This window comes from Burkholderia cepacia, assembly GCF_029962485.1.
Taxonomy (GTDB): Bacteria; Pseudomonadota; Gammaproteobacteria; order Burkholderiales; family Burkholderiaceae; genus Burkholderia.
Window position 1 is genome coordinate 2,015,383 of the sequence record NZ_CP073637.1, and the last position, 25,313, is coordinate 2,040,695.

Below are 25,313 nucleotides of genomic sequence, written 5' to 3' on the forward strand. Positions count from 1 at the left end.
TAGGACATGCGAGCATGATGAATTCGACCAAACGTACGGCCAGAACCGTCGCCGCCCGGGCTGCGGCGGTAGCGGCCGTGGCCCTCATCGCCGGCTGCCACGGCTTGCCGCAGAAGCAGGACGAGACGGCTACCTGGTCGAATAACAAATTATACTCAGAGGCCCAGGACGCACTGTCCGGCGGCGACTGGGGCAAGTGCGCGAAATATTTCGAATCGCTGCAAGGCCGCGATCCGTTCGGTCATTTCGCGCAGCAGGCACAGATCAACGTTGCATACTGCAACTGGAAGGACAACGAAGCGGCAGCCGCCGATCAGGCCGTCGACCGCTTCATCCAGCTCCACCCCGATCATCCGGATATCCCGTACGCGTACTACCTGAAGGGGATGATCCACTTCAACGACGATCTCGGCCTGTTCGGGCGCTTCTCCGGCCAGGACATGAGCGAACGCGATCCGCAGGCGCTGCGCGAGTCGTACGATGCGTTCAAGGTCGTCGTCGACCGCTTCCCGAAGAGCAAGTATGCGCCCGACGCGGCAGCGCGGATGCGCTACATCGTCAACGCGCTCGCGTCGCACGAAGTGCACGCGGCCGACTACTACTACCGTCGTGGCGCCTACGTGGCGGCGATCAACCGCGCCCAGCTCGCGATCAAGGATTACAAGGGTGCGCCGGCGATCGAAGACGCACTGCACATCATGATCCTGTCGTACAACAAGCTGGATCAGCCGCAACTCGCCGAGGACACGAAGCGCGTGCTCGCGGGCACGTTCCCCGACAGCCCGTACGTCACGGGCCATTCGCGCCCCGGCGCGAAGAAGTCGTGGTGGCAGTTCTGACGAACGCGCGACGCAACGTCCGTTGCACGAACAAAAAACCCGGCCATCGAGCCGGGTTTTTTATTGGCGTCGCATATTGGCGCCGCAGGTGCGACACGCGCGGCCGAAGCCGCGCGTATCGTCACATGCGTTTTTCCGAGCGGTGCTCGTCGAAGAAGTCCTGCACGACCGCGATCTCGCGGGTGCGCTTGAACGGCGGCAGGCTCTGCCAGATCCGGCGCCCGTAGGGCTTGTCGACGAGCCGCGTGTCGCAGATCATCAGCACGCCACGATCCGTCTCCGCGCGAATCAGCCGGCCTGCGCCCTGCTTCAGCGTGATCACGGCCTGCGGTAGCTGGTGCACCGCGAACGGACTCAGGCCCTTCTTCGTCAGCGCGTCGAGGCGCGCGGCCAGCACCGGATCGTCCGGCGGTGCGAACGGCAGCTTGTCGATCACGACGAGCGACAGCGCGTCGCCGCGCACGTCGACGCCCTCCCAGAAACTCTGGCTGCCGACCAGGATTGCATTGCCGTACGCGCGGAAACGGTCGAGCAGCTCGGTGCGGCTCGCATCGCCCTGCACGAGCAGCGGCGTGTTCCAGCCGCGCGATTCGATGACATCGCGCAACTTCGACGCGATCCGGTCGACCGCGCGCAACGTCGTGCACAGCATGAACACGCCGCCGCCGGATGCCTCGATCGCCGGCAACGCGGCATCGAAGACGGCATCGGTAAACGCCGGCGAAGACGGCTGCGGCAGGTTGCGCGGCACGTACAGCAGACCTTGCGACTGGTAGTCGAACGGGCTCGCGAGCGTCATCGAGCGACGCGAACTGAGGCCCATCTGCGCCGCGTAGTGAGTGAAATCGCCGCGCACCGACAACGTGGCCGACGTGAACACCCATGCACGCGGGACGCCCGCACGCTGCTTCGCAAAGATCGGCGCGACCGACAGCGGCGTTTCATGCAGCTGCACGGTATGCGCGAACACCTCGACCCAGCGCACCTTCTCGTTCGGATCGCCGTCGGCGCTCGCCTTGTCGCCGGCCGCTGCCGCGTCGGCCTTCGCGGCCGCTTCCGCCGCACCGGGCGCGACCCAGCCGGCCAGCAGATCCTGCAGCTCGCGCGCGCGCCGCAGGCACGCGCCGAGCGATTCCGCGCGTTCCGCCTGGCTCGCGAGCGCCGACGCGAGCGCATCGAGCGCGACGTCGAGCGCGTCGAGCGCGCCGAACATCGGGTGATCGTCGCCGAGTTGCGCGAGCGACATGCGGACGATCTGGTCGTTCGCGAACGCGAGGCGCAAGTCGCGCGCCGCACGTTCGAGATCGCCGCCGAGCTTCACCCACTCGACCGCGTCGCGCGCATGGCCCAGGCCTTCGGCCACCGTGTCGCGTGCGAGTTCGAGGATCTGCGTGGTCGACAGCGTCTCGCCGAAGAACAGCGTCGCCGTCTCCGGCAGCTGGTGCGCTTCGTCGAAGATGACCGTGTTCGCGTTCGGCAGCAGCTCGGCCATCCCGGTGTCGCGCAGCATGATGTCCGCGAAGAACAGGTGATGGTTGACGACGACGACGTCGGCCTGCTGCGCCTCGCGCCGCGCCTGCATCACGAAGCATTCCTTGTAATGCGGGCATTCCTGGCCGAGGCAGTTGTCGCGCGTCGACGTAACCATCGACCACACGGGTGCCGTTTCCGGCACGCTCGCAAGCTCGGCCTTGTCGCCGCTCTTCGTGATCTTCGCGAAGCGGACGATTTCCTGCAGATACGCGGTGTCCTGCCGCGACGGCAGGCGGCCGTTGTCGGCCGTGCGTTGCAGGTAGTAATGGCACAGGTAGTTCGACCGCCCCTTGAGCATCGCCACCGACACCGGCACCGCGAGCGCGTTGCGCACGGTCGGGATGTCGCGCTGGAACAGCTGGTCCTGCAGGTGTTTCGTGCCGGTCGACACGATCACCTTGCCACCCCACAGCATCGCGGGCACGAGATACGCATAGGTCTTGCCGGTACCCGTACCAGCTTCGACGATCAGCGTGTTGTCGGCCGCGTCGCTATCGGATTCGGCTAGCGTGGCGCCGTCCGCGCCCGGTTCGGCCGCCTTGTCGCCGTCGCCGAGGCGGCGCGCCGGCCGCTTGCGGGTTTCGAAGATCTCGGGCTCGGGCATCCGGCGCGCGGACGCTTCCATCGCGGACGCGACTGCCCGCGCCATCTCGATCTGGGACGTACGCGGCCGATAGCCGTCGAGCGCGCGCGCCAGCAACCCGCCTTCGCCGAAGATCGTGTCGAGTTCGTCGACGCGCTTGCGGCTCAGCTCGAAGGAGCCTTCGGGCGCACGAACGCGCCCGGCGGACGATGTGTCACGCCGGGCATCGGGGGTGGCTTCAAGCGGTGAATTCAAGGCAAGCGTTCCTGTGTCCAGCGCCCTGGCGGCGCCGGCGCTTGCCAGGCCGCGCTCAGGCGCGCTTATCCGGTTCGAGCTGCGATTGCAGCAGAATGATTTTGTCCTTGGCTGCCAGCTTTTCCTTCTTCAGCCGGTGCAGCGTGATGTCGTCGATGTCGGAGTGTCCTTCCTTCAGCTCGATCTCCCGAGCGAGCTGCTGGTGCTGCTCCTGCAATGCAGCCAAACGGTTGTGCAATTCCTGCTGCTGTTCCGTGTGACGGTTTTGCATAGTTGCCTCCTCATCGAAGCAGCGCGACGGCTGGCGTGCCGACGCGCCCGAGACTGATCCCGATCAATCCAACACGTTACTGCCCCTGCTGCTGTTGCTGCTTGGCCTTCTCGGCCGCTTCCTGCTGACGCCGCTCGACATCGGCCTTGTGCTGCGCGGCTTCCTTCTGCTTCTGCTCATAGCGCGTGGCGTTGTCCGCCCGCTCCTGCGCCTTCTGCGCCGCCTGCTGGTGCGCCTGGTCGAGCTTGCGCTGGAAGTCGCCCTGCTTCTGGTCGTATGCCTGCTTGCTCGCGGCACGTTGCGGCCCTTCCGCACCGCGCTGCGCCTGCTTCAGTGCATTCTGCTCCTGCTTGTCGCGGAACGCAGCCGCGTTCGCCGCGTCGTTCGCCGCCCGCTGCGGCGCTTCCGCTGCGTTCTGCGCCTGCTTCAGCGCCTGCTGCTGGTCGCGCTGCTGCGCGCGCACCGCACGCTGCTCGTCGTTGAGCGCGAGTTGCTCCTGACGGATGCTCGCGCGCTCGTCGCGCATCTGGTCGCGCGCCTTGCCGAGACAGTGATTGACGAAGAATTTGCTGTAGCAATCGTGCTCGGCTACCGCATAACGATAATCGTTTTCCGCGGTGCGTTGATTGAGCACTTTTTGACGGGCGTCGAAATCCGGTGCGGCGGAAGCTGCACCGGGCGCGGTCGCGACGGCGTCCGGCGCGGTTGCAACCGAGGCCTGCGCGAACGCGCCGGAAGGCCCGGCAGACAAAGCCGCGGCGAGCGCTGCGCCGAGCGCGACGAGAGAAATTCGGGAAGTTGGCAACGTCGTAGGAAAGCTGCGGGACATGTGTCAAATTCTATCACCCCCGGCTGGACGCTCCGCCATTTATGGCAAAATGCCCCGCTTCACTCACCCGCGGCATCTGGCCCGTCGGGCCCGCCATGCAGCCCGCCGCTTCGGGCCTGCCGGCCCGCGCCGCGATTTCAGCAGGCAGATCATTCACGACATGACGGAAACCGTAGCACTCAAGATCGTACAGCGCATCGCCACTGAACTGTCCGTCCAGCCGCGCCAGGTCGCGGCGGCCGTGCAACTCCTCGACGAAGGCTCGACCGTTCCGTTCATTGCCCGGTACCGCAAGGAAGTGACCGGCAACCTCGACGACACGCAGCTGCGCCAGCTCGAGGAACGTCTCCTGTATCTGCGCGAGCTCGAGGATCGCCGCGCGACGATCCTGTCGAGCATCGACGAACAGGGCAAGCTGACGGACGAGCTGCGCGCCGCGATCGATACGGCCGACAGCAAGCAGGTGCTCGAAGACCTTTACCTGCCGTACAAGCCGAAGCGCCGCACGCGTGCGCAGATCGCCCGCGAGGCCGGCCTCGAGCCGCTCGCGCAGGCGCTGCTCGCGAATCCGCTGCTCGACCCGCAGGCCGAGGCGGCCGCGTATGTCGACGCCGACAAGGGCGTCGCCGACGTGAAGGCCGCGCTCGACGGTGCGCGCGACATCCTGTCCGAACAGTTCGGTGAAACGGCCGAGCTGCTCGGCAAGCTGCGCGACTACCTGCACAACCAGGGCGTCGTGTCGTCGGCCGTCGTCGAGGGCAAGGAAAACGAGGAAGGCGAGAAATTCCGCGACTATTACGACTACGCGGAAACGATCAAGACCGTGCCGTCGCACCGCGCACTCGCGCTGTTCCGCGCCCGTAACGCAGGCGTGCTGACGGTCAAGCTCGGCCTCGGCGAAGAGCTCGACGCGCAGGTGCCGCATCCCGGCGAGGCGATGATCGCGCGCCATTTCGGCATCGCGAACCAGAATCGCCCGGCCGACAAATGGCTTTCGGACGTCTGCCGCTGGTGCTGGCGCGTCAAGGTGCAGCCGCATATCGAGAATGAACTCCTCACGCAGCTGCGCGAAACGGCCGAAACCGAAGCGATCCGCGTGTTCGCACGCAACCTGAACGACCTGCTGCTGGCCGCGCCGGCCGGCCCGAAGGCCGTGATCGGTCTCGACCCCGGCCTGCGCACGGGCGTGAAGGTCGCGGTCGTCGACCGCACCGGCAAGGTGCTCGCCACCGACACGATCTACCCGCACGAGCCGCGCCGCGACTGGGACGGCTCGATCGCGAAACTCGCGCGCATCGCCGCGCAGACGCAGGCCGAACTCATCAGCATCGGCAACGGCACCGCCTCGCGCGAAACCGACAAGCTCGCGAGCGAACTGATCGCGAAGCACCCGGAATTGCGCCTGCAGAAGATCGTCGTGTCGGAAGCCGGCGCGTCGGTCTACTCGGCGTCCGAGCTCGCGGCGAAGGAATTCCCCGACATGGACGTGTCGCTGCGCGGCGCCGTGTCGATCGCACGCCGCCTGCAGGATCCGCTCGCCGAGCTCGTGAAAATCGAGCCGAAGGCGATCGGCGTCGGCCAGTACCAGCACGACGTGAACCAGCGCGAACTCGCCCGCTCGCTCGACGCGGTCGTCGAGGATTGCGTAAACGCGGTCGGCGTCGACGCGAACACGGCATCGGCCCCGCTGCTGGCGCGCGTGTCCGGCCTGAACGCGACGCTCGCGCGCAACATCGTCGACTACCGCGATGCGAACGGCCCGTTCCCGTCGCGCGAACACCTGCGCAAGGTGCCGCGCCTCGGCGACAAGACCTTCGAACAGGCCGCCGGCTTCCTGCGCATCAACGGCGGCGAGAACCCGCTCGACCGCTCGTCGGTGCACCCGGAGGCCTATCCGGTCGTCGAACGGATGCTCGCGAAGATCAGCAAGCGCATCGACGATGTGCTCGGCAACCGCGAAGCCCTGTCGGGCCTGTCCCCGACGGAGTTTGTTGACGAACGTTTCGGCCTGCCGACCGTGCGCGACATCCTGTCCGAGCTGGAGAAACCGGGCCGCGATCCGCGCCCGGAGTTCAAGACCGCGACGTTCCGCGAAGGCGTCGAGAAGGTGTCGGATCTCGTGCCGGGCATGACGCTCGAAGGCGTCGTGACGAACGTCGCCGCGTTCGGTGCGTTCGTGGATATCGGCGTGCACCAGGACGGCCTCGTCCACGTGTCCGCGATGTCGACGAAATTCATCAAGGATCCGCACGAAGTCGTGAAGGCCGGCCAGGTCGTCAAGGTGAAGGTGCTGGACGTCGACGTGAAGCGCCAGCGCATTGCGCTGACGATGCGCCTCGACGACGACGCGGCAGCGCCCGGCATGTCGTCGCGCGGCAGCCAGGATCGCGGCAACGCGGGGCGCGGCGCGGCCCGTCCGCAGCGTTCGCGCGAGCCGGAACCGGCCGGCGCGATGGCCGCGGCATTCGCAAAACTGAAGCGCTGAGCACGCGAAAGCCGCTGACAGAAAAAAGCCCGCCGAAACGCGGGCTTTTTTATTGCGTCGACGCGCGGGTTCGAAAATCGCGATGAAAACCGGATAGGTGCGTTTTCGTCACCATTTCCCTGCTTCCAGTCGGTGAATTAAACAATTCGCACTGCAGCATGCATTTTCTTGACGCTTTGAATACCGCACATAAAATAAATTCGCGAACGGCATTTCAACGCCTTCAATAAGCGAAGCGAACTCGCCGCTCGGCAACCGGTTTCCTCGCGACGCTCATACGCGCCGCGCGTTTCAGGATTCCGTCTTTCATTACCACTTTCTGAAGTCGATTCGCGGCGCATCACATCCGGAATATGTGCCGACCGGCAAGCCAGCGCATATTCGCAAAAATGGATCGGGGAATCATGAAAGCAGATGATCTGGAAACCGAACTGGACGCCTTGCGCATTCCCGTGTTCGATGTGCCGTGGGCCGGTGCCTGTTCACCGCACGTCGAGCGGATCGAATCACGCATGCTCGAATGGGCCGACGCATACGGCCTGCTCGTCTCCGACGCCCATCGGGAGCGCGTCGTACGCACCCGTTACGGCTGGCTCGCCGCGCGCTGCTACCCGAACGCCGATCCGCCTCTGCTGCAGGCACTTGCCGATTACTTCGTGTGGTTCTTTCTCGTCGACGACCTGTTCGTCGATCGCGTGGAGCCGGTCGGCCCCGATACGCTGCGCAACCTGACCGCGATGATCGACGTACTCGACTACGCCTGTACGGGCCCCGAGCCGGTCTACGGCGAGCGCGCCTGGCTCGACGTGTGTCAACGCCTGCGTGCGCGCCTGTCCGCCGAGCATTTCGCGCGCTTCGCGCAAGGCATGCGCCTGTGGGCCACCACGGCCGGATTGCAGATCCTCGGACACCTGAAAGTCGAGCCGGTCGCCGTGCCGCAGTACGAAACGATCCGGCGCCACACGAGCGGCATGAATCCGTGCCTGGCACTGGCGGACGTGGCCAATTCCGGCGCCGTCCCGCCCGACACGTTTCACCGCCCGGAGATCCAGGCACTGTGCAGGCACGCGAACAATATCGTCTGCTGGAGCAACGACATCCAGAGTATCGGAATCGAAGCGCGCCAGCCAGGCCAGTTCCGGAACATGGTGATGGTCCACGCGTCGCGCGGTCATTCGCTGCAGACCGGCATCGACTACACGGCCGCCCGCGTGCGCGCCGAGATCGGCGAGTTCGTACAGTGCGCCGATGCGCTGGTGCCGCACGCCGACACGCGCGTGCGCGGCCTCGTCGACGGCTACCGATACTGGATACGCGGCTATCTGGATTGGGTGGCGCGGGATACGCAGCGCTATGCCGCTGCGTTCGCGGCAAGCGATGCGGACGATCGCAGCCTGATCGCGCTGTCGGAGAACGCGGCGCGCGGCTGAACAGCCTGCGCGCCGCGCGCGGTCAGATCTCGATCTTCGTGCCGAGCTCGACGACGCGGTTTGCCGGAATCGAGAAGAAGTCGGTCGGCTTCGCCGCGTTCTGGTGCATCCACGCGAACACGCGCTCGCGCCAGATCGACATCCCGGGCAGATGGGTCGGCACGACGGTTTCGCGCGCGAGGAAGAACGACGTGTCCATCAGCTCGAACGTCATGTCGTGGGTCCGGCCGAACTCCTCGAGCACGGCCTTCACGTCCGGCGTCTCGTTGAAGCCGTACTCGGCCCTGACGATGTACAGCCCGCCGCCCGCATCACGCGAGGTCTGGCGCTTGTCGTCGCGCACGTAAGGAATGTCGCGCGTGACGAACGTCAGGAAAATGGTCCGCTCGTGCAGCACCTTGTTGTGCTTCAGGTTGTGCAGCAGGCTGACGGGCACGAGCTTGTCGTTGCCGGTCAGGTAGATCGCGGTGCCCGACACGCGATGCGGCGGATGCGCGAGCAGCCCCTGCAGGAACGGCTCGAGCGGAATGCCGTCGGCGGCCGTGCGCTCCTTGACGATGTGACGCCCCTTGTACCAGGTCATCAGCAGGAAGAACAGCAGCGCGCCGATGCCGAGCGGCAGCCAGCCGCCCTGCGCGACCTTCAGCAGGTTCGCGCCGAAGAAGCCGAGGTCGATCGCGAGGAACACCGCGATGATCGCGCCGACCAGCAGCCGGTTCCAGTTCCACACCTTCACCATCACGACGCAGGCGAGCACGGTCGTGATCACCATCGTCGCCGTCACCGCGATGCCGTACGCGGCCGCGAGGTTGTCGGAGCTCTTGAAGCCGACCACGATGCAGAGGATCACGAACAGCAGCAGCCAGTTCACGACCGGCACATAGATCTGGCCGATCGCGAGCTCGGACGTGTGCAGCACCTTCATGCGCGGCACGTAGCCGAGCTGGATCGCCTGCGACGTCAGCGAATAGGCGCCCGAGATCACGGCCTGCGACGCGATCACGGTCGCGACCGTCGACAGCACCACGAGCGGCAGCAGCCCCCATTCGGGCGCCAGCAGGAAGAACGGGTTTTCGATCGCCTTGGGATTCTGGATCAGCAGCGCGCCCTGGCCGAAGTAGTTCAGCACGAGCGACGGCATCACGAGCCCGTACGCGGCGATCCGGATCGGCTTCGCGCCGAAGTGGCCCATGTCCGCGTAGAGCGCTTCCGCACCGGTCAGCACCAGCACGACCGAGCCGAGCACGACGTAGGCCTGCAACAGGTGGTCGGCCATGAACGACGCCGCGTAATACGGGTTGATGGCCGCCATGATGCCCGGCACGCGCACGATGTGGTACACGCCGAGCGCCGCGATCACGATGAACCACAACACCATGATCGGGCCGAACAGCTTGCCGACCAGCGCGGTGCCGTGACGCTGGATCCAGAACAGCGCGATCAGGATCACGATCGTGATCGGCAGCACGAGGTGGGACAGGTGAGGTGTCGCGATTTCGAGACCTTCGACCGCCGACATCACCGAGATCGCCGGCGTGATCACCGCGTCCCCGTAGAACATGCACGCGCCGAAGATCCCGAGCGCCATCAACGCACCCGCGACGCGGGTTTTCGAGTCGAGCGGCCGCAGCGACAGCGCCATCAGCGCGAGCACGCCGCCTTCGCCGTTGTTGTCGGCCCGCATCACGAACAGCAGGTACTTGACGCCGACCACCAGGATGATTGCCCAGAACAGCAGCGAGATCACGCCGAGAATCGACCCTTCGGTGAGCGGAATGCCGTGTGCGGGGCTGAACGCCTCCTTCAGCGAATACAGCGGGCTAGTGCCGATGTCGCCGAACACGACGCCGATGGCTGCTATCGCTAGCGCCCGCATCGAGTGTTGTTGCGTCGAATGCGGCGCGTGTGCGGCGTCGGTCGCGTGGATCGTGTCGTTCATATGAAGCGTAATAATCGGGTCCGGGTCGGACAAAACGAGCGCTATTCTACTCGCGCCCCCGTGAAACGCCGCCCTGCTCTGTTGCCGTGGAACCACGTGATCCACGCTGCGCATGCAATTCGGCGCGAGCTGTGGCAGGGCTGCCATCATAGCCGGGGCCGCGCCGTCTGCCTACCCGATCCTCGGATTGCACCGCTCGGCGCTCCCGGCGCCCCAATGAAAAACGGCGCCGCAAGCGGCGCCGTACAAGGCTTTCCTTCGATCGGCCGGGCGCTTACGCGCCCGATCCGTCGCGCTGCGCGCGACCGCGCTTGATCCACGCCTCGAGGTTGTGCGGACGAACCGTGTCCCACTCCTCGAACGGCTGATGAATCCACGGATTCGTCGGCAGAAACTGCGTGTGATAGTCGGGCTTGACCTTCGAGCACCCCTTGTACCAGAGCACGGCCGAGCGCACGGCCGTCACGGACGGGTAACGCTCCTTCAGGTGCTCCTGCACGCGCGCGAGCGTGACACCCGAATCGACGAGATCGTCGACCAGCAGCACGTTGCCCGCGAGGTTGCCGCGCGTCATCGTGATGTACTGTGCGATGTCGAGCTCACCCTGCTCGGTGCCGGCCGCTTCGCGGTACGAACTCGTCGCGAGAATCGCGAGCGGCACGTCGTAGATGCGCGACAGTTGGTCGCCGACGCGCAGGCCGCCGCGCGCGAGGCACAGGATCTGGTCGAACTTCCAGCCCGAGGCATGCACCTGGAGCGCGAGCAGCTCGATCAGACGGTGATACTCGTCCCAGCCTACCCACAGGTTCTTGTCGTCGTTGCGCGGATCAGTCATCAAGTCTGCCGCCGTCATCGTGATTTGCTGCGTCATCTGAAAATTACACCTTGAACGGATGGCGGAGCAGGATCGTTTCGTCGCGGTCCGGGCCCGTCGACACCATGTCGACCGGCACGCCAGCCACTTCCTGGACACGGGACAGGTACGCCTGCGCGTTCGCCGGCAGCGCATCCCACGTATTGATGCCGACCGTGCTTTCCTTCCAGCCGGGGAACGTTTCGTACACGGGTTCGCAACGCGCCACGTCAGCTGCGCCACGCGGCAGGATGTCCGCATCCTTGCCGTCGATCTTGTAGCCGACGCACAGCTTGACTTCGTCGAGGCCGTCGAGCACGTCGAGCTTCGTCATGCACAGACCCGACACGCCGTTGATCTGGATCGAGCGGCGCAGCGCGGCTGCGTCGAGCCAGCCGGTGCGGCGCGGACGGCCGGTGACCGAACCGAATTCCTTGCCGACGTTCGCGAGCGTGACGCCGATCTGGTCCTGACGCTGCGGATTGTCCGCATCGTACAGTTCGCTCGGGAACGGGCCCGAACCGACCCGCGTGCAATACGCCTTCGTGATGCCGAGGATGTAGTTGAGCTTCTGCGGACCGACGCCCGCGCCGGCCGACGCCGCACCCGCGACGCAGTTGCTCGACGTGACGAACGGATAGGTGCCGTGATCGATGTCGAGCAGCGTGCCTTGCGCGCCTTCGAACAGCAGGTTCTGGCCCGCATTGTTTGCGTCGTACAGGCGGCGCGACACATCGGCCACCATCGGCTTCAGGCGGTCGGCATAGCCGAGCATCGTGTCGAGCGTGGCCTGGAAATCAACGGCCGCGCCACCCAGGTATTGGGTCAGCACGAAGTTGTGGAAATCGAGATTTTCGCGCAGGCGGTCGGCGAAGGTCTTCGCGTCGAACAGGTCCTGCACGCGCAGCGCGCGGCGGCCAACCTTGTCTTCATACGCAGGGCCGATGCCGCGGCCCGTCGTGCCGATCTTGCCCGCGCCCTTGCGCGCTTCACGCGCCTGGTCGATCGCGATGTGGTACGGCAGGATCAGCGTCGTGGCTTCGGAGATGAACAGACGGTCGCGCACGTTCACGCCGGCTTCTTCGAGCTCGCCGATTTCCTTGAACAGTGCTTCGGGGGACAGGACGACGCCGTTGCCGATGTAGCAGGCGACGCCTTCACGCATGATGCCCGACGGAATGAGGCGCAAGATCGTTTTCTTGCCGCCGATGATGAGGGTGTGGCCGGCGTTGTGACCGCCCTGGAAACGCACGACGCCCTGAGCGTGGTCCGTCAGCCAGTCGACGATCTTGCCCTTGCCTTCATCACCCCATTGCGTTCCCACGACGACGACATTGCGCCCGGGAGTCACGTTCACTGCGCTGGCAGACATGTTGATTCGTTAGCTGGTTAAAAACGTATTCTACCTATGTTCGCGGGCGATTCCGAATTTTTCCGTTTCGCTTCAACGATATGCACGCCGAAGCACGGCCCGCGAACGCCTGTTTAGCGGGGTTCGACCACCCATGTGCCGTTGCGCTCGACGAGCGAACGATCGCATGCGAACTCGTCGAGCACGTGGTCGTGGCCCGGCAACGCCTGGATCACGACCTCGCCCGCATCGCGCAGCGCGGCGACGGCCGCGCCCAGTGCGTCGTCCTGCGCCCACGGCGCGAGAATCGCGGTGCCGCGCGCCTCGACCGGCGAAATCCGCGCGAGCTCGCGCAGGTCGAGCGAGAAGCCCGTTGCCGGTCGCGCACGGCCGTACGCCTGCCCGACGTGGTCATAACGCCCGCCGCGCGCGATCGCGTTCGGCACGCCGTCGATGTACGCGCTGAACATTGCGCCGCTGTGGTACGCATAGCCGCGCAGATCGGCGAGGTCGATCGCCACTTCCGCGCCCTTCGCCTGTGCCGCGAGCTGCGCCAGATCGTCGAGCGCCCGCGTGATTTCGGGCAGCACCGGCAGACGCGCACGCGCCTCGGCGAGCACGCTCGCGTCGCCGTAGAGGTTCGGCAGCGCGCGCAGCGCGGCGCGCGTATCGGCGCCGAGATCGTCGGTGAGTTCGTTCAGGAGCGGCACGTCCTTGCCCGACAACGCGTCGTACAGCGACTCGCCGCGCTCGGCGGCCTGCGCGTCGCGTGCCAGCAGCGCCGCGAGCACGCCCGCATGACCGAGGTCGAGACGGATGCGCGACAGGCCCGCGAGATGCAGCGCGTCGAGCATCAGCTGCTGGATCTCGAGATCGGCTTCCAGCCCGGCATGCCCGTAGATTTCCGCGCCGATCTGGATCTGCTCGCGCGTTGCGTGCAGGCCGCGCGGACGCGTATGCATCACGTGGCCCGCGTAGCACAGGCGCGTCACACCCTGGCGGTTCAACAGGTGTGCGTCGATCCGTGCCACCTGCGGCGTGATGTCCGCACGCAGGCCGAGCGTGCGGCCCGACAGCTGGTCGACCAGCTTGAAGGTGCGCAGGCGCAGGTCGGTGCCGCCGCTCGTCAGCAGCGACTCGAGATACTCGAGCAGCGGCGGCATCACCATTTCGTAGCCGTACGAACGGAAGCGGTCGAGCAGCCTGCGGCGCAGCTCCTCGATCTTGCGCGCTTCCGACGGCAGTACGTCGGCGATATTCTCGGGAAGTAACCAGGTCGACATCGGTACGGTCCTACGACGGGAAACGGCGCGCGCCACGCGCGCCGCGAGTTGAATCGGAACTTCGGAATCGGGCGGGACGAACGGCGGATGCGCCGTCCGGATCAAGTGGCGAGCAGCAGCAGCACGAGCCCGAGCACCATCACGATCAGCCCGCCGATCCGGATATGATGCGGCGGCCGCTCAGCTATTCTACGAAACGTGTCGCGCCAGGCGACGGGAAACACGAAGGGGAACGCCCCCTCGATGATCAGCATCAGCGCTACTGCGAGCAACAACGAGCCAGCCAGGTCCATGCGAGCGACGGCGCCGCTCGACGCGGCGCCCCAAGGTCAGTGTTTGCGGGGAGCAGGTGCCGCCGGTGCGGCACCGCCCGTCGGGCTGCGCATGAAGCGGAAGAACTCGCTGTCGGGATCGACGACGATGATGTCGTTGCGCTTGAACGTATTCCGGTAGGCCTGCAGGCTCGCGTAGAACTGATAGAACTGCGGATCGCGACCGAACGCATCGGCGGCGATCGTCGCGGCTTTTGCGTCGCCCTCGCCCTTGATCGTCTGCGCGGACTTGTACGCGTTCGCGAGCACGGCCTGCTGTTCGCGCTCGGCGTCGGCCTTGATCTGCTCGACGTCGGCCGCGCCTTCCGCACGCACCTGCGCGGCCTGATCGCGCAGCGCGCCGATCATCCGTTGATAGACGGCATCCGTCTGCGCGGCCGGCAGGTCGACGCGCGTCAGCTGGACGTCGACCACGTCGACGCCGAAACCGGCCGCCTTCGCCTTGGCCGCGTCGCGGGCCGCATCGGCGATCGCACGCTGGCCGCCAAGGGCGTCGTCGAGCGCGCGCTGGCCGAACGCATCGCCGAGCGCACTCTTCAGCACGCCGGTCAGGCGTTCGGTGGCCGCTGCCGGGTCGCCGCCCGTCGCGGTGAAATACTTCATCGGATCGCTGATCCGGTACTTCACCGCATACGCGACGAGCAGGTCGTGCTTGTCTTGGGTCGCCAGCTGCAGCGGATCGGACGACTCGAGCGATTGCAGGCGCGTGTCGATCAGCGTGGCCGTTTGCAACGGCGGCGGCAGCTTGAAGTGGATGCCCGGGCCCGCGAGTTCGGGCTGCACGCCGTCGCGGCCCGACAGCACGGCCGCATGGCGCGGATCGACGGTCAGGACCGTCGAGGACGCCGCGAAGGCAACGATCACGATTGCGACGACGAGCGCAATGATTCGGTTCATGTTCTGCGCTCCCCGTTACTTCGTATCGTCTTCGCGCGACCGGCTGCGAAACGCTTCGCGCGATCGCAGCACGTCGACACCCGACGCCGCGGCTGCCGGTGCGGCGCTCGCGGGTACGGCCGCAGCCGCGGCCGGCGCGACGGCTGCCGGTGCCGACGCCGCATCGGGCGCGGACGCACCGGTGGACGCCGCGGCATTTTGCCGCCCCTGTTCGACGAGCTTGTCGAGCGGCAAGTACACGACGCTGTTGCCGCCCTTGTTGCCGACGAACACCTTCGTCGCGTTCGAATAGATTTCCTGCATCGTCTCGAGGTACATCCGCTCGCGGATCACCGCGGGCGCCTTCGAGTACTGCGCATAAACCTGCTTGAAGCGATCGGCGTCGCCCTCGGCTTGCGTGACCACGCGATCGGCATACGCCTTCGCTTCGTCGACGAGCTTCGCGGCATCACCCTGCGCCTTCGGCAGCAGGTCGCTTGCATAGGCCTGCGCAGCACGCTTCGCGGCCTCGCGCTCGTCGCGTGCCTTCGCGACTTCGGCGTATGCGGCCTGCGTCTGCTCCGGTGCCGCGACGTTCTGCATCGTGACGGCCGTCACCTCGAGCCCCGACTGGTAGCGGTCGAGGTCGCGCTGGATCGCCGTGGACAGCTGCTCGCGCAGCGCGTCACGGTCCTGGTTCAGCATGTCGGCCGCGCTGCGCGTGCCGACGATCGCGCGTACCGCGGCCTGTGCGGCCTGCGAGACGCTGCGTTCGGGATCGACGCTGCGGAACAGGTAATCGGTGGCGGAACGGATCCGGTACTGGACGATGAAACGGACGTCGACGATGTCGGCATCGCGCGTCAGCATCGCTGCTTCCTTCACGTTCGCGAGACGCACGACGTTGTTGCGGCCGATCTCGATCGAGCGGACCTGCGACGTATCGACGATTTCGTGCGACGCGAACGGATACGGCGCGCGCCAGTGCACGCCCTGGCCGACCGTGCCCGACAGCTTGCCGAGCTGCAGCACGACGCCCGTCTGACCTTCCTGCACGACGAACAGCCCGCTGCCCGCGTAGACCGCGACCAGCACGCCGATCACGATGCCGACGCCGACTCGCGCAGCGCGGCCGTTGTCAGGACGGAAGCCGTTGCCGCCCTTGCCGCCGAACAGGCCGCTCAGACGCCGGTTGAAGTTGCGCCACATCTCGTCGAGATCGGGCGGACCATCGCCGTCACCGCCTTGCGGACGCTTCGATTCGTTCGGACGCGGACGGGATCCGTCTTTGCCATTGCCTTCGCCGCGTCCCCAGCGGGGATCGTTGATCGACAGCAAGGCGCGCATCCGCCGCCAGGTACTCCGCTCGTTGTATTCGTTCACCAGAGTTTGTTCACCAGATAAGACGCCGGCGAACCGGCCGGGACCGGTTAGCGCCCGTGTTCGGAAATCGTGTGGTCTTCGTGTGGTTCAGCGGGTGCGCCGTCGAGCGCGCCGCTGGGTAACGTCGCGCTGGAGAGGTGTTCCGCGGAGGCGATTTCGGCGATGGCGGCACGCAACGTATCAAGACCCTGACCGGTGCGCGCGCTCAAAAAGACGCGCGAAATATTACCATATTCGTCCCGCTCGACCGCGTCGCCGCGGGCCGCCAGCTCGGGCACGGCGTCGATCTTGTTGAACACCAGCACCTGCCGGATCGTGTCCGCGCCAATCTCGTGCAGCACGCCGTTGACCTGCTCGATCTGCTCGAGCCTGACCGCGCTCGACGCGTCGACCACGTGCAGCAGCAGATCCGCGTGGATCGTTTCCTCGAGGGTCGCGCGGAATGCCGCGACGAGCTGGTGAGGCAGCTCGCGGATGAACCCGACCGTATCCGACACGACGATCTGACCGACCTCGTCGCCGAGGTACACGCGCCGCGACGTCGTATCGAGCGTGGCGAACAGCTGGTCGGCCGCGTAGGCCTGCGCTTTCGTCAGTGCATTGAACAGCGTCGACTTGCCCGCGTTCGTGTAGCCGACGAGCGACACCGACATCGTGCCGCTGCGCGCACGCTGCCGACGCTGCGTACTGTGCTGCCGACGCAGCCGGTCGAGCCGCGACTTCAGCATCTTGATGCGTTCGCCGATCAGCCGGCGGTCGGTTTCGAGCTGCGTTTCGCCGGGGCCGCGCAGGCCGATACCGCCCTTCTGCCGTTCAAGGTGGGTCCACGCACGAATGAGTCGTGTCGACAGGTATTGCAGCTGCGCGAGTTCGACCTGCAACTTGCCTTCGTGACTGCGGGCGCGCTGCGCGAAGATGTCGAGGATGAGGCTCGTGCGGTCGACCACACGCCTGTTAAGTGCCTGCTCCAGATTGCGTTGCTGGGCCGGCGCAAGGGCGTGGTTGAAGATGACGATTTCGACGTTGTGCGCGTCGCAGGCAAGCCGCAGCTCTTCGGCTTTGCCGCTGCCGATGAACATCTTGGCATCGGGACTGGAGCGACGACCTGTGAGGGTGACGGCGGGACGGGCCCCCGCGCTGGAGGCGAGAAGACTGAGTTCTTCGAGACTGGCTTCGAAATCGGTCTTGCCGAAATCGATGCCGACGAGCGCTGCGTTGATCAAATTATCGGGTGTCAAGATAAGGCGGCTGGCATCGGTCGCTCGCGGCGACCGGATGCCGGCCGCTGCAATGGGTTAGGACGAGACTTCCGCGTCCGGGTGGAAATTCACCGGGCGCGCCGGCACGACCGTCGAGATGGCGTGCTTGTAGACCATCTGGGTCACCGTATTACGGAGCAACACGACGTACTGGTCGAACGATTCAATGTTCCCTTGAAGCTTGATGCCATTGACGAGGTAGATCGAAACGGGAACGTGCTCTTTGCGCAGTGCGTTCAAAAACGGGTCTTGTAACAATTGCCCTTTGTTGCTCATGGCGTACTCCATCTTTTTTTGCAGGTTGATCTGGATTGGCGGCGAAGAAAAAGAGATCCGGCGCCAATCGCTACACTATAGCTGATTTTGCCTGCCCCGCCCGGGGCGTAGGCCTTGCGGCCTATCCCTTGCGGGGCGTGCTTCAGCCCTTGTCCGCGTACGGGTTGTTCGACGAACGGAACTCTATGCGCAATGGAGTCCCGGTCAGCGAGAAAGTTTCGCGGAACCGGTTTTCGAGGTAGCGTTTGTAGGTTTCCGTGACCGCGTCGAGCGCATTGCCGTGGATGACGATGAGCGGCGGATTCTGGCCGCCCTGGTGCGCGTAGCGCAGCTTCGGGCGCACCGGGCCGCGACGGCGCGGCTGCTGGAATTCGACGGCCTCGATCAGCGCACGCGTGAGCTTCGGCGTCGGCAGCTTCGCCATCGCCGCCGCGTACGCGTCGTCGACCGAGCGCATCAGCGCGCCGATACCCGTCTTCTTCGCGGCCGAAATGAAGTGCGATTTCGCGAAGTCGAGGAATTTCAGCTTGCGGGTCAAATCCGCTTTCGCGCGGTCGCGCGCGTGCTCGTCGAGGCCATCCCACTTGTTGACGCCGATCACGAGCGCGCGGCCCTGCTCGACGACGAAGCCGGCGATGTGCGCGTCCTGGTCGGAAATGTCCTGCTGCGCATCCAGCAGAAGAATGACGACGTTCGCATCGGAGATCGATTGCAGCGTCTTCACGACCGAGAACTTCTCGATCGCCTCGAACACCTTGCCGCGGCGGCGCAGGCCGGCCGTGTCGATCAGCGTATATTTCTTGCCGTTACGCTCGAAGTCGACGTAGATCGAATCGCGCGTCGTGCCCGGCATGTCGAACGCGATCACGCGATCTTCGCCGATCAGCGCGTTCACGAGCGTCGACTTGCCGACGTTCGGACGGCCGACGATCGCGATCTTGATACCGCGCGACGGATCGTTTTCGTCCTCTTCCTCCGGGCGGTCGGCGTAAGCAACCTCCAGGGCCTCGTTGATCATGTCGGTCACGCCGTCGCCGTGCGCGGCCGAGATCGCGCGCGGATCGCCGAGCCCGAGTTCGTAGAAGTCGGTCGCGACCGCCGTGTACTTCATCCCCTCGGCCTTGTTGACGACGAGGAAGATCGGCCGGCCGGTCTTGCGCAGGTAGTCGGCGATCGACTTGTCCTGCGGCGCGAGCCCGTTGCGGCCGTCGACGATGAACACGACGATGTCGGCTTCCTCGACGGCCTGCCGCGTCTGGCGCGCCATCTCGTGCAGGATGCCGTCCTTCGCGACGGGTTCGAAGCCGCCCGTATCGACGACCAGGTACGGCCGCTCGCCGACGCGCCCTTCGCCGTAATGGCGATCGCGCGTCAGGCCCGGCAGGTCGGCGACCAGCGCATCGCGCGAGCGCGTGAGCCGGTTGAACAGCGTGGATTTCCCCACATTGGGGCGCCCAACAAGGGCAATAACCGGTTTCATCTGTGTTTTCTACGGTGAAGCGCAGCAGCGGGAGGCCCGCTGCTGCGGGCGGCTGCGCTGAATGAAAATATCACGAATTCGCGCCGCGTCGGATGCGCGCGCCCGGCGCACGTTGCGCGCCGTCGTCTTTCGTCTCGAACTGCCTTTCAAATACCGAGCGGCCGGGAGCACCGGCCGCCTTCATGCGGCACGGCCGAGGCGCGCGGGACAAGCCCGCCGCGCCGCGGCCGCACCTGTTTACTGCGTGTCAGCGCGGACGGAACCCGTACAGGCCGCCGTCCTTCGTCTGCACGACGAGCGTATTGCCCGCGAGGACCGGCGCCGCCGTAATCGCGCTGCCGTCGGTCTTCATCCGTGCGATGAAGCTGCCGTCTTCGCGCGACAGGAAGTGCACGAAGCCCTTGTAATCGCCCATCACGACCGCATGCCCGAGCAGGTACGGCACGCCGACGTCACGACTCTTCAGCTTGTCGTTGCGCCACAGCTGGTTGCCCGATGCCGCGTCGTACGCCGTCACGACCGACCAGTCGTCGCCGCCGGCGACCACCGAATCGTCCTGTGCAAGACCGCTGCGGCTCGAGAACGCCTTTTCCCACAGTGGGCGGCCCGAGTTCGCATCGAAGCAGCCGAGCTGACCCTGGAACGTCACCGCGCATGCCTCCGCGCCCACGAGCGTCGGCGGGCCGCTGACGTCGTTGATGCGCTCGACCTCGGTCACGCCCTTCGGGAACGACACCGGCGTCTGCCAGAACGGCTCGCCCGTCTGCAGGTTGATCGCGACCAGACCGCCGCCGGGGAAGCCCGCCAGCACCGCCGCGTCACCCGCGAACGTCATGCCGGCCGACACGCGCAGGTTCAGCGGCACCGCGCGGTTGCGGTAGTTCCACTTCTGCTCGCCCGTCTGTGCGTTGAACGCGATCACCTGGCCGTCGATCGTACGGACGACCACGAGGCCGTTGCCGACGAGCGGCGGCGAGAAGATCTCGCCCTGCACGCTGGTCTTCCACAGTTGCTTGCCGTCCGGGCCCAGCACGAACACGCCGCCCTTCAGCGCGCCGACCGCCGTCAGATTGCCGTCGCTGCCGACACCGGCCGACAGGTCCGAACCGACCTTCGAACGCCAGAGCGTCTGGCCCGTCTTCGCGTCGATCTTCTCGACCGAACCGTTTTCGCCCGCCGCATAGACGGCGTCGCCCACGGCCACCGGCGAGAACAGGTAGCGTCCGCCCTTGCCGACGCTCGCCTTCCAGACCTGTTGCACGTCCATGACGGGCTTGAACTCGGTCAGCGGCGTCGGCACGCGACGCGCGTCCTTCGACGACGAGCAAGCCGCCAATGCGAGGACAGCCGCCGCGCAGGCAACGGGCACAGCGTAACGTTTCAGCAAATTCATCGGTTAGCGAAGCAGAAGTTAAGAGGTTAAGGGGACCGCGATTCAGCCGCCGAGCGCGTCCAGCTTGAACTGCACGAGTTGCCGCGCAGACTGGTCGTCCTTCGACAGGCCGTCGAGCGCGAGCTTGTAAGCGGCGCGCGCATCGTCGGTCTTGCCTTGCGCGGCCAGCAGATCGCCGCGACGATCGGCCACGAGGCCCTTGAATGCATCGACCGGCGTACCCGACAGCAGCGTGAGGCCCGCGTCGTACGCCTTTTCGTCGAGCAGCAGCGACGCGAGACGCAGCTTCGCGATCTGCTTGTACTCGTTGTCCTTGGCGTGATCGACGGCCCACTGCAGTTGCGCCTTCGCGCCTGCCGCGTCGCCGGCTGCATACAGCGTCTTCGCGGCCGAGAGCGCCGTCATCTGCGCATACGGCGTGCTGCCGAACTTGTCTTCCATGTCGGCGGCCGCGCGGGCCATCGTCGCCTTGTCGTTCGCGGCGGCGGCCTTCTGGACCTGCTCGTACAGCCCGGACGCCTCGGCAGCCTGACGGCGCTGCCAGTAGTTCCAGCCGTTGAAACCGGCCGCGACGACGAGCGCCGCGAGCACGATCCACGTGGTGAGGTTGCCCCAGCGGGCCCACCACGCCTTGAGACTTTCAATCGATTCTTGTTCGTCGTGATAACTCATCGGCGAGCGATTCCTTCCTGTTCAGGCCTTTCTTGTCGAGCGAATGCCAGCGCGATCAGTCGTCGCCGTCTTCGGCGGATGCAACCATCGCATTGATTAGGAATTCGGTCAAGCTTTCGACCGGTACGGTCTGCTGAACGTTCTTTTCCCCATCCGCACCCGCACCGCGCAGCGCTTTCACGCCCACCGTGCCGTTCGCGACTTCCTCTTCGCCGAAGATCACCGCGAACGCGGCGCCGCTCGCGTCGGCCCGCTTCATCTGCGACTTGAAGCTTGCCGTCGCGCCATCGGCGCTGCAGTGGAAGATCACGTCAAGGCCCGTATCGCGCAGGCGCTCGGCCGCGATGAACGCCTGTTCACGCGCGGTCTCGCCCTGATGCACGACGTACACATCGACACCTTCCTGCTCGGGCGCGAGATCGTCTTCTTTCAGCAGCTCGAGAATGCGCTCGATGCCCATCGCCCAGCCGCACGCGGCGGTCGGCTTGCCGCCGAGCTGCTCGATCAGCGGATCGTAGCGGCCGCCGGCCGCGACCGTGCCCTGCGCGCCGAGCTTGTCGGTCACCCACTCGAACACGGTCAGGTTGTAGTAATCGAGGCCGCGCACGAGACGCGGGTTGATCTTGAACGGAATATTGTTCGCGAGCAGCAGACGCTGCAGCCCTTCGAAGTGCGCGCGCGATTCTTCGCCGAGGAAGTCGATCAGCTTCGGCGCGTTCTGCGCGATCTCCTGCAGCGCGGGATTCTTCGTGTCGAGCACGCGCAGCGGGTTCGTATACAGACGGCGCTTTGCGTCCTCGTCGAGCACGTCGGCGAACTGCTCGAGGTACTTGATCAGTTCGACGCGGTGCGCGGCACGCTCTTCGGCAAGGCCGAGCGAGTTGATCTCGAGCTTGATGCCGGTCAGGCCGAGGTCGTCCCACAGGCGCTGACACATCATGATGATCTCGGCATCCGCATCGGGACCCGCGAAGCCGAGCGCCTCGACGCCGACCTGATGGAACTGGCGATAGCGGCCGCGCTGCGGACGCTCGTGACGGAACATCGGGCCGATGTACCACAGGCGCTTCGGGCCGTCGTACAGCATGTTGTGCTCGATCGACGCGCGCACGACGGCCGCGGTGTTTTCCGGGCGCATCGTCAGGTTTTCGCCGTTCAGCGCGTCGGTGAAGCTGTACATCTCTTTCTCGACGATGTCGGTGACTTCGCCGATGCCGCGCGTGAAGAGCTGCGTGTGTTCGACGATCGGCGTGCGGATGTTTTGGTAGCCGTACGCGCGCAGCAGCGATTTCACGGTAGCTTCGAAGAATTCCCACAGGCCGGCATCCTGCGGAAGGATGTCGTTCATGCCCTTGACGCCGGTGAGCTTCTCGATCTTGCGTTTCTGTTCAGTCATCGTTCGTGTGTTTGGACGAATTAGTTCGTGGCCTCAGCGCGGCCGTAGTTGCGTGCGACGTAGTCGCTGACGATCTGCTGGAATTCCTCGGCGATCCGCTCGCCGCGCAGCGTCTTGACCTTCTCGCCGTCGATGAAGACGGGCGCGGCCGGGTTCTCGCCCGAACCCGGCAGGCTGATGCCGATGTTCGCGTGCTTCGACTCGCCCGGGCCGTTGACGATGCAGCCCATCACCGCGACGTTCATCTTCTCGACGCCCGGATATTCCTTGCGCCAGACCGGCATCTGCTCGCGCAGGTAGGTCTGGATCTGCATCGCGAGTTCCTGGAACAGCGTGCTCGTCGTGCGGCCGCAGCCCGGGCACGCGATCACCATCGGTGCGAACGAGCGCAGGCCCATCGTCTGCAAGATTTCCTGGCCGACGATCACTTCACCCGTGCGCGGCGCGCCCGGTTCCGGCGTCAGCGAGATGCGGATCGTATCGCCGATCCCTTCCTGCAGCAGCACGCCAAGCGCGGCCGTCGACGCAACGATGCCCTTCGAGCCCATGCCGGCCTCGGTCAGCCCGAGGTGCAGCGCGAAGCCGCAGCGGCGGCCGAGCTCGCGGTACACGGCGATCAGATCCTGCACGCCGCTGACCTTGCACGACAGCACGATGCGGTCACGGCCGAGGCCGAGTTCGACCGCACGTTCGGCCGAGCCGATCGCCGACTGGATCAGCGCCTCGTACATCACGCTTTGCGCGCCCCACGGCTGCGAACGTGCACCGTTCTCGTCCATCATGCGCGCGAGCAGGTCCTGGTCCAGGCTGCCCCAGTTCACGCCGATTCGCACGACCTTGTCGTACTTGGCCGCGGCCTCGATCATCAGCGCGAACTGCGTATCGCGCTTCGCGCCTTGGCCGACGTTGCCGGGGTTGATCCGGTACTTCGACAGCGCCTCCGCGCAGCCCGGGTAATCGCGCAGCAGCAGGTGGCCGTTGTAGTGGAAATCGCCGACGAGCGGCACGGTCACGCCCATCCGGTCGAGTTGCTCGCGGATCGCCGGCACGGCGGCGGCGGCCTCGGGCGTGTTGACCGTGATGCGCACCAGTTCGGAGCCCGCGTTCGCGAGTTCCTTGATCTGGATCGCCGTGCCGATCGCGTCGGCCGTGTCGGTATTCGTCATCGACTGCACGCGCACCGGCGCGTCGCCGCCGATCGTCACGAGTTGCCCGCCCCAGCGGACATCCACCGCATGCGATACGCGGCGCGGCTGATGCCCGCCGAACACCGGCTCGGTTGAACAAATCTGACTGCTGCGTGGGGATTGAGCTTCGGATTGCATCGATAGATCCATTTACGCGGAATGCGCCGCGACGCGGCACATGAATTGAAAAAGCGCCGTGCCCTCACGGCCTGCCGACATCGACGACAGGCCTTCGTCACGGCGCTTGACGTCAGGGCAACGTGAACCGTGCCACATTACCCCGCGCTGCCGAATATTTTGCCGGATCGACCGGCTTTCCGTCGAACGCGACTGCGTCGAGGCCTGCCTTGTTGCCGATCGTGACCTTGAACGGCCCGTCACCGGCGACCTGCTTCGTCTCGCCGGCCCGCACCAGCGCCGAGAACAGCTCCTTGCCATTCTTGTCGCGCACGCTGAACCAGCAATCCTGCTTGACCTTCAGTTCGACCATCGACTGGCCTGCCGCGACCACGACGCTCGCCGGCTGGGCCGGCGCGGCGGCGCTTGCCGCCGTCGTGGCCACGACCGGTTGCGATGCAACGGCCGTCGCGACCGGCGCCGCGGGCGCCGGAACAGCCGATGCAATCGCCGGCGCCGCAGATGCGGCCGCCGGGGCCGGAACCTCATTGGCGGCGACGGTCGACGCACCGCTTGCGGCCGCTTCTTCGACAGCGGCCGACGATGCAGCCGAAGCGCTCGCCGCCGACGCATGCTCCGCGTCGTTGCCCTTCAGGCGCGCGAGCAGGCTCGACGAATCGCCGCCAGTGTGCCACATCAGTACGGCGACCACCGCGACGACGACGATCGCCGTTCCCCACAGCCACGGATGATGACGCGACGAGCCACCCAGCGGAATCGATACACGGCCGCGCGGCAGATCCGTCCCCGACGACGCGGGCATCGACAGGTCGACTTCCGGTACCCCGCGCTCACGGCGCAACGCCTGCGCGAACGGTTCCGGGTCAACGCCGAGCATCTTCGCGTAACTGCGCACGACACCGAGCGCGAACGTCACACCGGGCAGATGGCTGATGTCGCCGGCCTCGAGCGCCCGGAGCTTCTGCGGTGCGACCTTGAGTCGCGCCGACACGTCGTCGACCGACCAGCCCTTCGTCTCCCGAAGCTGCGCCAGCCGGCTGCCGACTGCTGCCAGCGATTCCAGTCCCGCCGGTGCCGGTTTCGCGGCATTCGTCTCTGCGCCGTTAGTCGGCTGCGGCTCACTCATCCTTGTCCTCGCGTCGATTCTTCTTCACTGGCGGGCGCCTCCGGCTCCTGCCGGCCGGCACCCGCAACTGTCCATACCATGCGCGGCGCCGAGGCGCCGCGACCGATCGCTATTCGCGTGTTGCACCGCCAAGGGGTTCGGGCG

21 protein-coding genes are annotated in these 25,313 nt (G+C 66.0%); 3 read left to right on the plus strand and 18 right to left on the minus strand.

The window, feature by feature from the left end:
* Positions 1–14: 14 nt before the first annotated feature.
* On the plus strand, positions 15–839 hold the full coding sequence (locus tag KEC55_RS09355; RefSeq protein ID WP_176047168.1) for an outer membrane protein assembly factor BamD: 825 nt from the start codon (positions 15–17) through the stop codon (positions 837–839).
* A gap of 121 nt (positions 840–960) precedes the next feature.
* Here KEC55_RS09355 and KEC55_RS09360 read toward each other — a convergent pair whose 3' ends face one another.
* From KEC55_RS09360 to KEC55_RS09370, 3 genes are all read right to left on the minus strand, one after another.
* Entirely contained in the window at positions 961–3,210 is a 2,250-nt protein-coding gene (locus KEC55_RS09360) for an ATP-dependent DNA helicase (RefSeq protein ID WP_282505170.1), read from the minus strand.
* Positions 3,211–3,265: 55 nt separating this feature from the next.
* Positions 3,266–3,481 carry a YdcH family protein gene (locus KEC55_RS09365; RefSeq protein WP_006478692.1) on the minus strand — a complete coding sequence of 72 codons (216 nt, stop codon included), beginning with the start codon at positions 3,479–3,481 and terminating at the stop codon, positions 3,266–3,268.
* Between the two features lie 76 nt (positions 3,482–3,557).
* A complete protein-coding gene (locus KEC55_RS09370) occupies positions 3,558–4,310 on the minus strand; it encodes a hypothetical protein (protein WP_282505171.1) in 753 nt (250 codons plus the stop codon).
* Between the two features lie 160 nt (positions 4,311–4,470).
* Between KEC55_RS09370 and KEC55_RS09375 the strand changes: the two genes are divergently transcribed.
* A complete protein-coding gene (locus KEC55_RS09375; protein ID WP_282505173.1) occupies positions 4,471–6,795 on the plus strand; it encodes a Tex family protein in 2,325 nt (774 codons plus the stop codon).
* Between the two features lie 404 nt (positions 6,796–7,199).
* A complete protein-coding gene (locus tag KEC55_RS09380; RefSeq protein ID WP_282505175.1) occupies positions 7,200–8,225 on the plus strand; it encodes a terpene synthase family protein in 1,026 nt (341 codons plus the stop codon).
* Positions 8,226–8,247: 22 nt separating this feature from the next.
* On the opposite strand, the gene KEC55_RS09385 is transcribed toward KEC55_RS09380, so the two are convergent.
* The 15 genes from KEC55_RS09385 to KEC55_RS09455 form a co-directional block, all read right to left on the minus strand.
* Positions 8,248–10,164, minus strand: coding sequence for a potassium transporter Kup (locus KEC55_RS09385; RefSeq protein WP_282505177.1), 1,917 nt, complete (start codon positions 10,162–10,164; stop codon positions 8,248–8,250).
* Between the two features lie 274 nt (positions 10,165–10,438).
* Positions 10,439–11,035 carry a phosphoribosyltransferase gene (locus tag KEC55_RS09390; RefSeq protein WP_006485899.1) on the minus strand — a complete coding sequence of 199 codons (597 nt, stop codon included), beginning with the start codon at positions 11,033–11,035 and terminating at the stop codon, positions 10,439–10,441.
* 7 nt (positions 11,036–11,042) lie between these two features.
* Entirely contained in the window at positions 11,043–12,389 is a 1,347-nt protein-coding gene (locus tag KEC55_RS09395) for an adenylosuccinate synthase (protein ID WP_176047174.1), read from the minus strand.
* A gap of 113 nt (positions 12,390–12,502) precedes the next feature.
* Positions 12,503–13,651, minus strand: coding sequence for an ATP phosphoribosyltransferase regulatory subunit (locus tag KEC55_RS09400; protein WP_282505181.1), 1,149 nt, complete (start codon positions 13,649–13,651; stop codon positions 12,503–12,505).
* Positions 13,652–13,752: 101 nt separating this feature from the next.
* Complete coding sequence (locus tag KEC55_RS09405; RefSeq protein WP_006478685.1) at positions 13,753–13,944, minus strand: DUF2065 domain-containing protein; 192 nt, start codon at positions 13,942–13,944, stop codon at positions 13,753–13,755.
* Between the two features lie 36 nt (positions 13,945–13,980).
* Positions 13,981–14,880: a protease modulator HflC gene (hflC, locus tag KEC55_RS09410; RefSeq protein ID WP_282505184.1), complete on the minus strand. Its 900-nt coding sequence runs from the start codon at positions 14,878–14,880 to the stop codon at positions 13,981–13,983.
* Between the two features lie 15 nt (positions 14,881–14,895).
* On the minus strand, positions 14,896–16,242 hold the full coding sequence (gene hflK, locus KEC55_RS09415) for an FtsH protease activity modulator HflK (RefSeq protein ID WP_282505185.1): 1,347 nt from the start codon (positions 16,240–16,242) through the stop codon (positions 14,896–14,898).
* Positions 16,243–16,289: 47 nt separating this feature from the next.
* Positions 16,290–17,465 carry a GTPase HflX gene (hflX, locus tag KEC55_RS09420; protein WP_175029016.1) on the minus strand — a complete coding sequence of 392 codons (1,176 nt, stop codon included), beginning with the start codon at positions 17,463–17,465 and terminating at the stop codon, positions 16,290–16,292.
* A 72-nt stretch (positions 17,466–17,537) separates the two neighbouring features.
* Positions 17,538–17,777, minus strand: coding sequence for an RNA chaperone Hfq (gene hfq / locus KEC55_RS09425; RefSeq protein WP_014896913.1), 240 nt, complete (start codon positions 17,775–17,777; stop codon positions 17,538–17,540).
* Between the two features lie 142 nt (positions 17,778–17,919).
* Complete coding sequence (der, locus tag KEC55_RS09430) at positions 17,920–19,257, minus strand: ribosome biogenesis GTPase Der (protein WP_176047178.1); 1,338 nt, start codon at positions 19,255–19,257, stop codon at positions 17,920–17,922.
* A 247-nt stretch (positions 19,258–19,504) separates the two neighbouring features.
* Positions 19,505–20,650, minus strand: coding sequence for an outer membrane protein assembly factor BamB (gene bamB / locus KEC55_RS09435; RefSeq protein ID WP_174433730.1), 1,146 nt, complete (start codon positions 20,648–20,650; stop codon positions 19,505–19,507).
* A gap of 42 nt (positions 20,651–20,692) precedes the next feature.
* Positions 20,693–21,322 carry a tetratricopeptide repeat protein gene (locus KEC55_RS09440; protein WP_282505187.1) on the minus strand — a complete coding sequence of 210 codons (630 nt, stop codon included), beginning with the start codon at positions 21,320–21,322 and terminating at the stop codon, positions 20,693–20,695.
* A gap of 55 nt (positions 21,323–21,377) precedes the next feature.
* Positions 21,378–22,718 carry a histidine--tRNA ligase gene (gene hisS / locus KEC55_RS09445; RefSeq protein WP_176047180.1) on the minus strand — a complete coding sequence of 447 codons (1,341 nt, stop codon included), beginning with the start codon at positions 22,716–22,718 and terminating at the stop codon, positions 21,378–21,380.
* 20 nt (positions 22,719–22,738) lie between these two features.
* Positions 22,739–24,043, minus strand: a complete 1,305-nt coding sequence (ispG, locus tag KEC55_RS09450) for a flavodoxin-dependent (E)-4-hydroxy-3-methylbut-2-enyl-diphosphate synthase (RefSeq protein ID WP_282505188.1) — start codon at positions 24,041–24,043, stop codon at positions 22,739–22,741.
* A 112-nt stretch (positions 24,044–24,155) separates the two neighbouring features.
* Positions 24,156–25,169: a helix-turn-helix domain-containing protein gene (locus KEC55_RS09455; RefSeq protein WP_282505189.1), complete on the minus strand. Its 1,014-nt coding sequence runs from the start codon at positions 25,167–25,169 to the stop codon at positions 24,156–24,158.
* Positions 25,170–25,313: the final 144 nt, after the last annotated feature.

Bases quoted from the DNA above. Each gene is read 5' to 3' on its own strand.
- KEC55_RS09355 (WP_176047168.1), top strand. From the start codon at position 15: ATGATGAATTCGACCAAACGTACGGCCAGAACCGTCGCCGCCCGGGCT.
- KEC55_RS09365 (WP_006478692.1), bottom strand. From the start codon at position 3,481: ATGCAAAACCGTCACACGGAACAGCAGCAGGAATTGCACAACCGTTTG.
- KEC55_RS09370 (WP_282505171.1), bottom strand. From the start codon at position 4,310: ATGTCCCGCAGCTTTCCTACGACGTTGCCAACTTCCCGAATTTCTCTC.
- KEC55_RS09375 (WP_282505173.1), top strand. From the start codon at position 4,471: ATGACGGAAACCGTAGCACTCAAGATCGTACAGCGCATCGCCACTGAA.
- KEC55_RS09380 (WP_282505175.1), top strand. From the start codon at position 7,200: ATGAAAGCAGATGATCTGGAAACCGAACTGGACGCCTTGCGCATTCCC.
- KEC55_RS09385 (WP_282505177.1), bottom strand. From the start codon at position 10,164: ATGAACGACACGATCCACGCGACCGACGCCGCACACGCGCCGCATTCG.
- KEC55_RS09390 (WP_006485899.1), bottom strand. From the start codon at position 11,035: ATGACGCAGCAAATCACGATGACGGCGGCAGACTTGATGACTGATCCG.
- KEC55_RS09395 (WP_176047174.1), bottom strand. From the start codon at position 12,389: ATGTCTGCCAGCGCAGTGAACGTGACTCCCGGGCGCAATGTCGTCGTC.
- KEC55_RS09400 (WP_282505181.1), bottom strand. From the start codon at position 13,651: ATGTCGACCTGGTTACTTCCCGAGAATATCGCCGACGTACTGCCGTCG.
- KEC55_RS09405 (WP_006478685.1), bottom strand. From the start codon at position 13,944: ATGGACCTGGCTGGCTCGTTGTTGCTCGCAGTAGCGCTGATGCTGATC.
- hflC (WP_282505184.1), bottom strand. From the start codon at position 14,880: ATGAACCGAATCATTGCGCTCGTCGTCGCAATCGTGATCGTTGCCTTC.
- hfq (WP_014896913.1), bottom strand. From the start codon at position 17,777: ATGAGCAACAAAGGGCAATTGTTACAAGACCCGTTTTTGAACGCACTG.
- der (WP_176047178.1), bottom strand. From the start codon at position 19,257: ATGAAACCGGTTATTGCCCTTGTTGGGCGCCCCAATGTGGGGAAATCC.
- bamB (WP_174433730.1), bottom strand. From the start codon at position 20,650: ATGAATTTGCTGAAACGTTACGCTGTGCCCGTTGCCTGCGCGGCGGCT.
- KEC55_RS09440 (WP_282505187.1), bottom strand. From the start codon at position 21,322: ATGAGTTATCACGACGAACAAGAATCGATTGAAAGTCTCAAGGCGTGG.
- hisS (WP_176047180.1), bottom strand. From the start codon at position 22,718: ATGACTGAACAGAAACGCAAGATCGAGAAGCTCACCGGCGTCAAGGGC.
- ispG (WP_282505188.1), bottom strand. From the start codon at position 24,043: ATGCAATCCGAAGCTCAATCCCCACGCAGCAGTCAGATTTGTTCAACC.
- KEC55_RS09455 (WP_282505189.1), bottom strand. From the start codon at position 25,169: ATGAGTGAGCCGCAGCCGACTAACGGCGCAGAGACGAATGCCGCGAAA.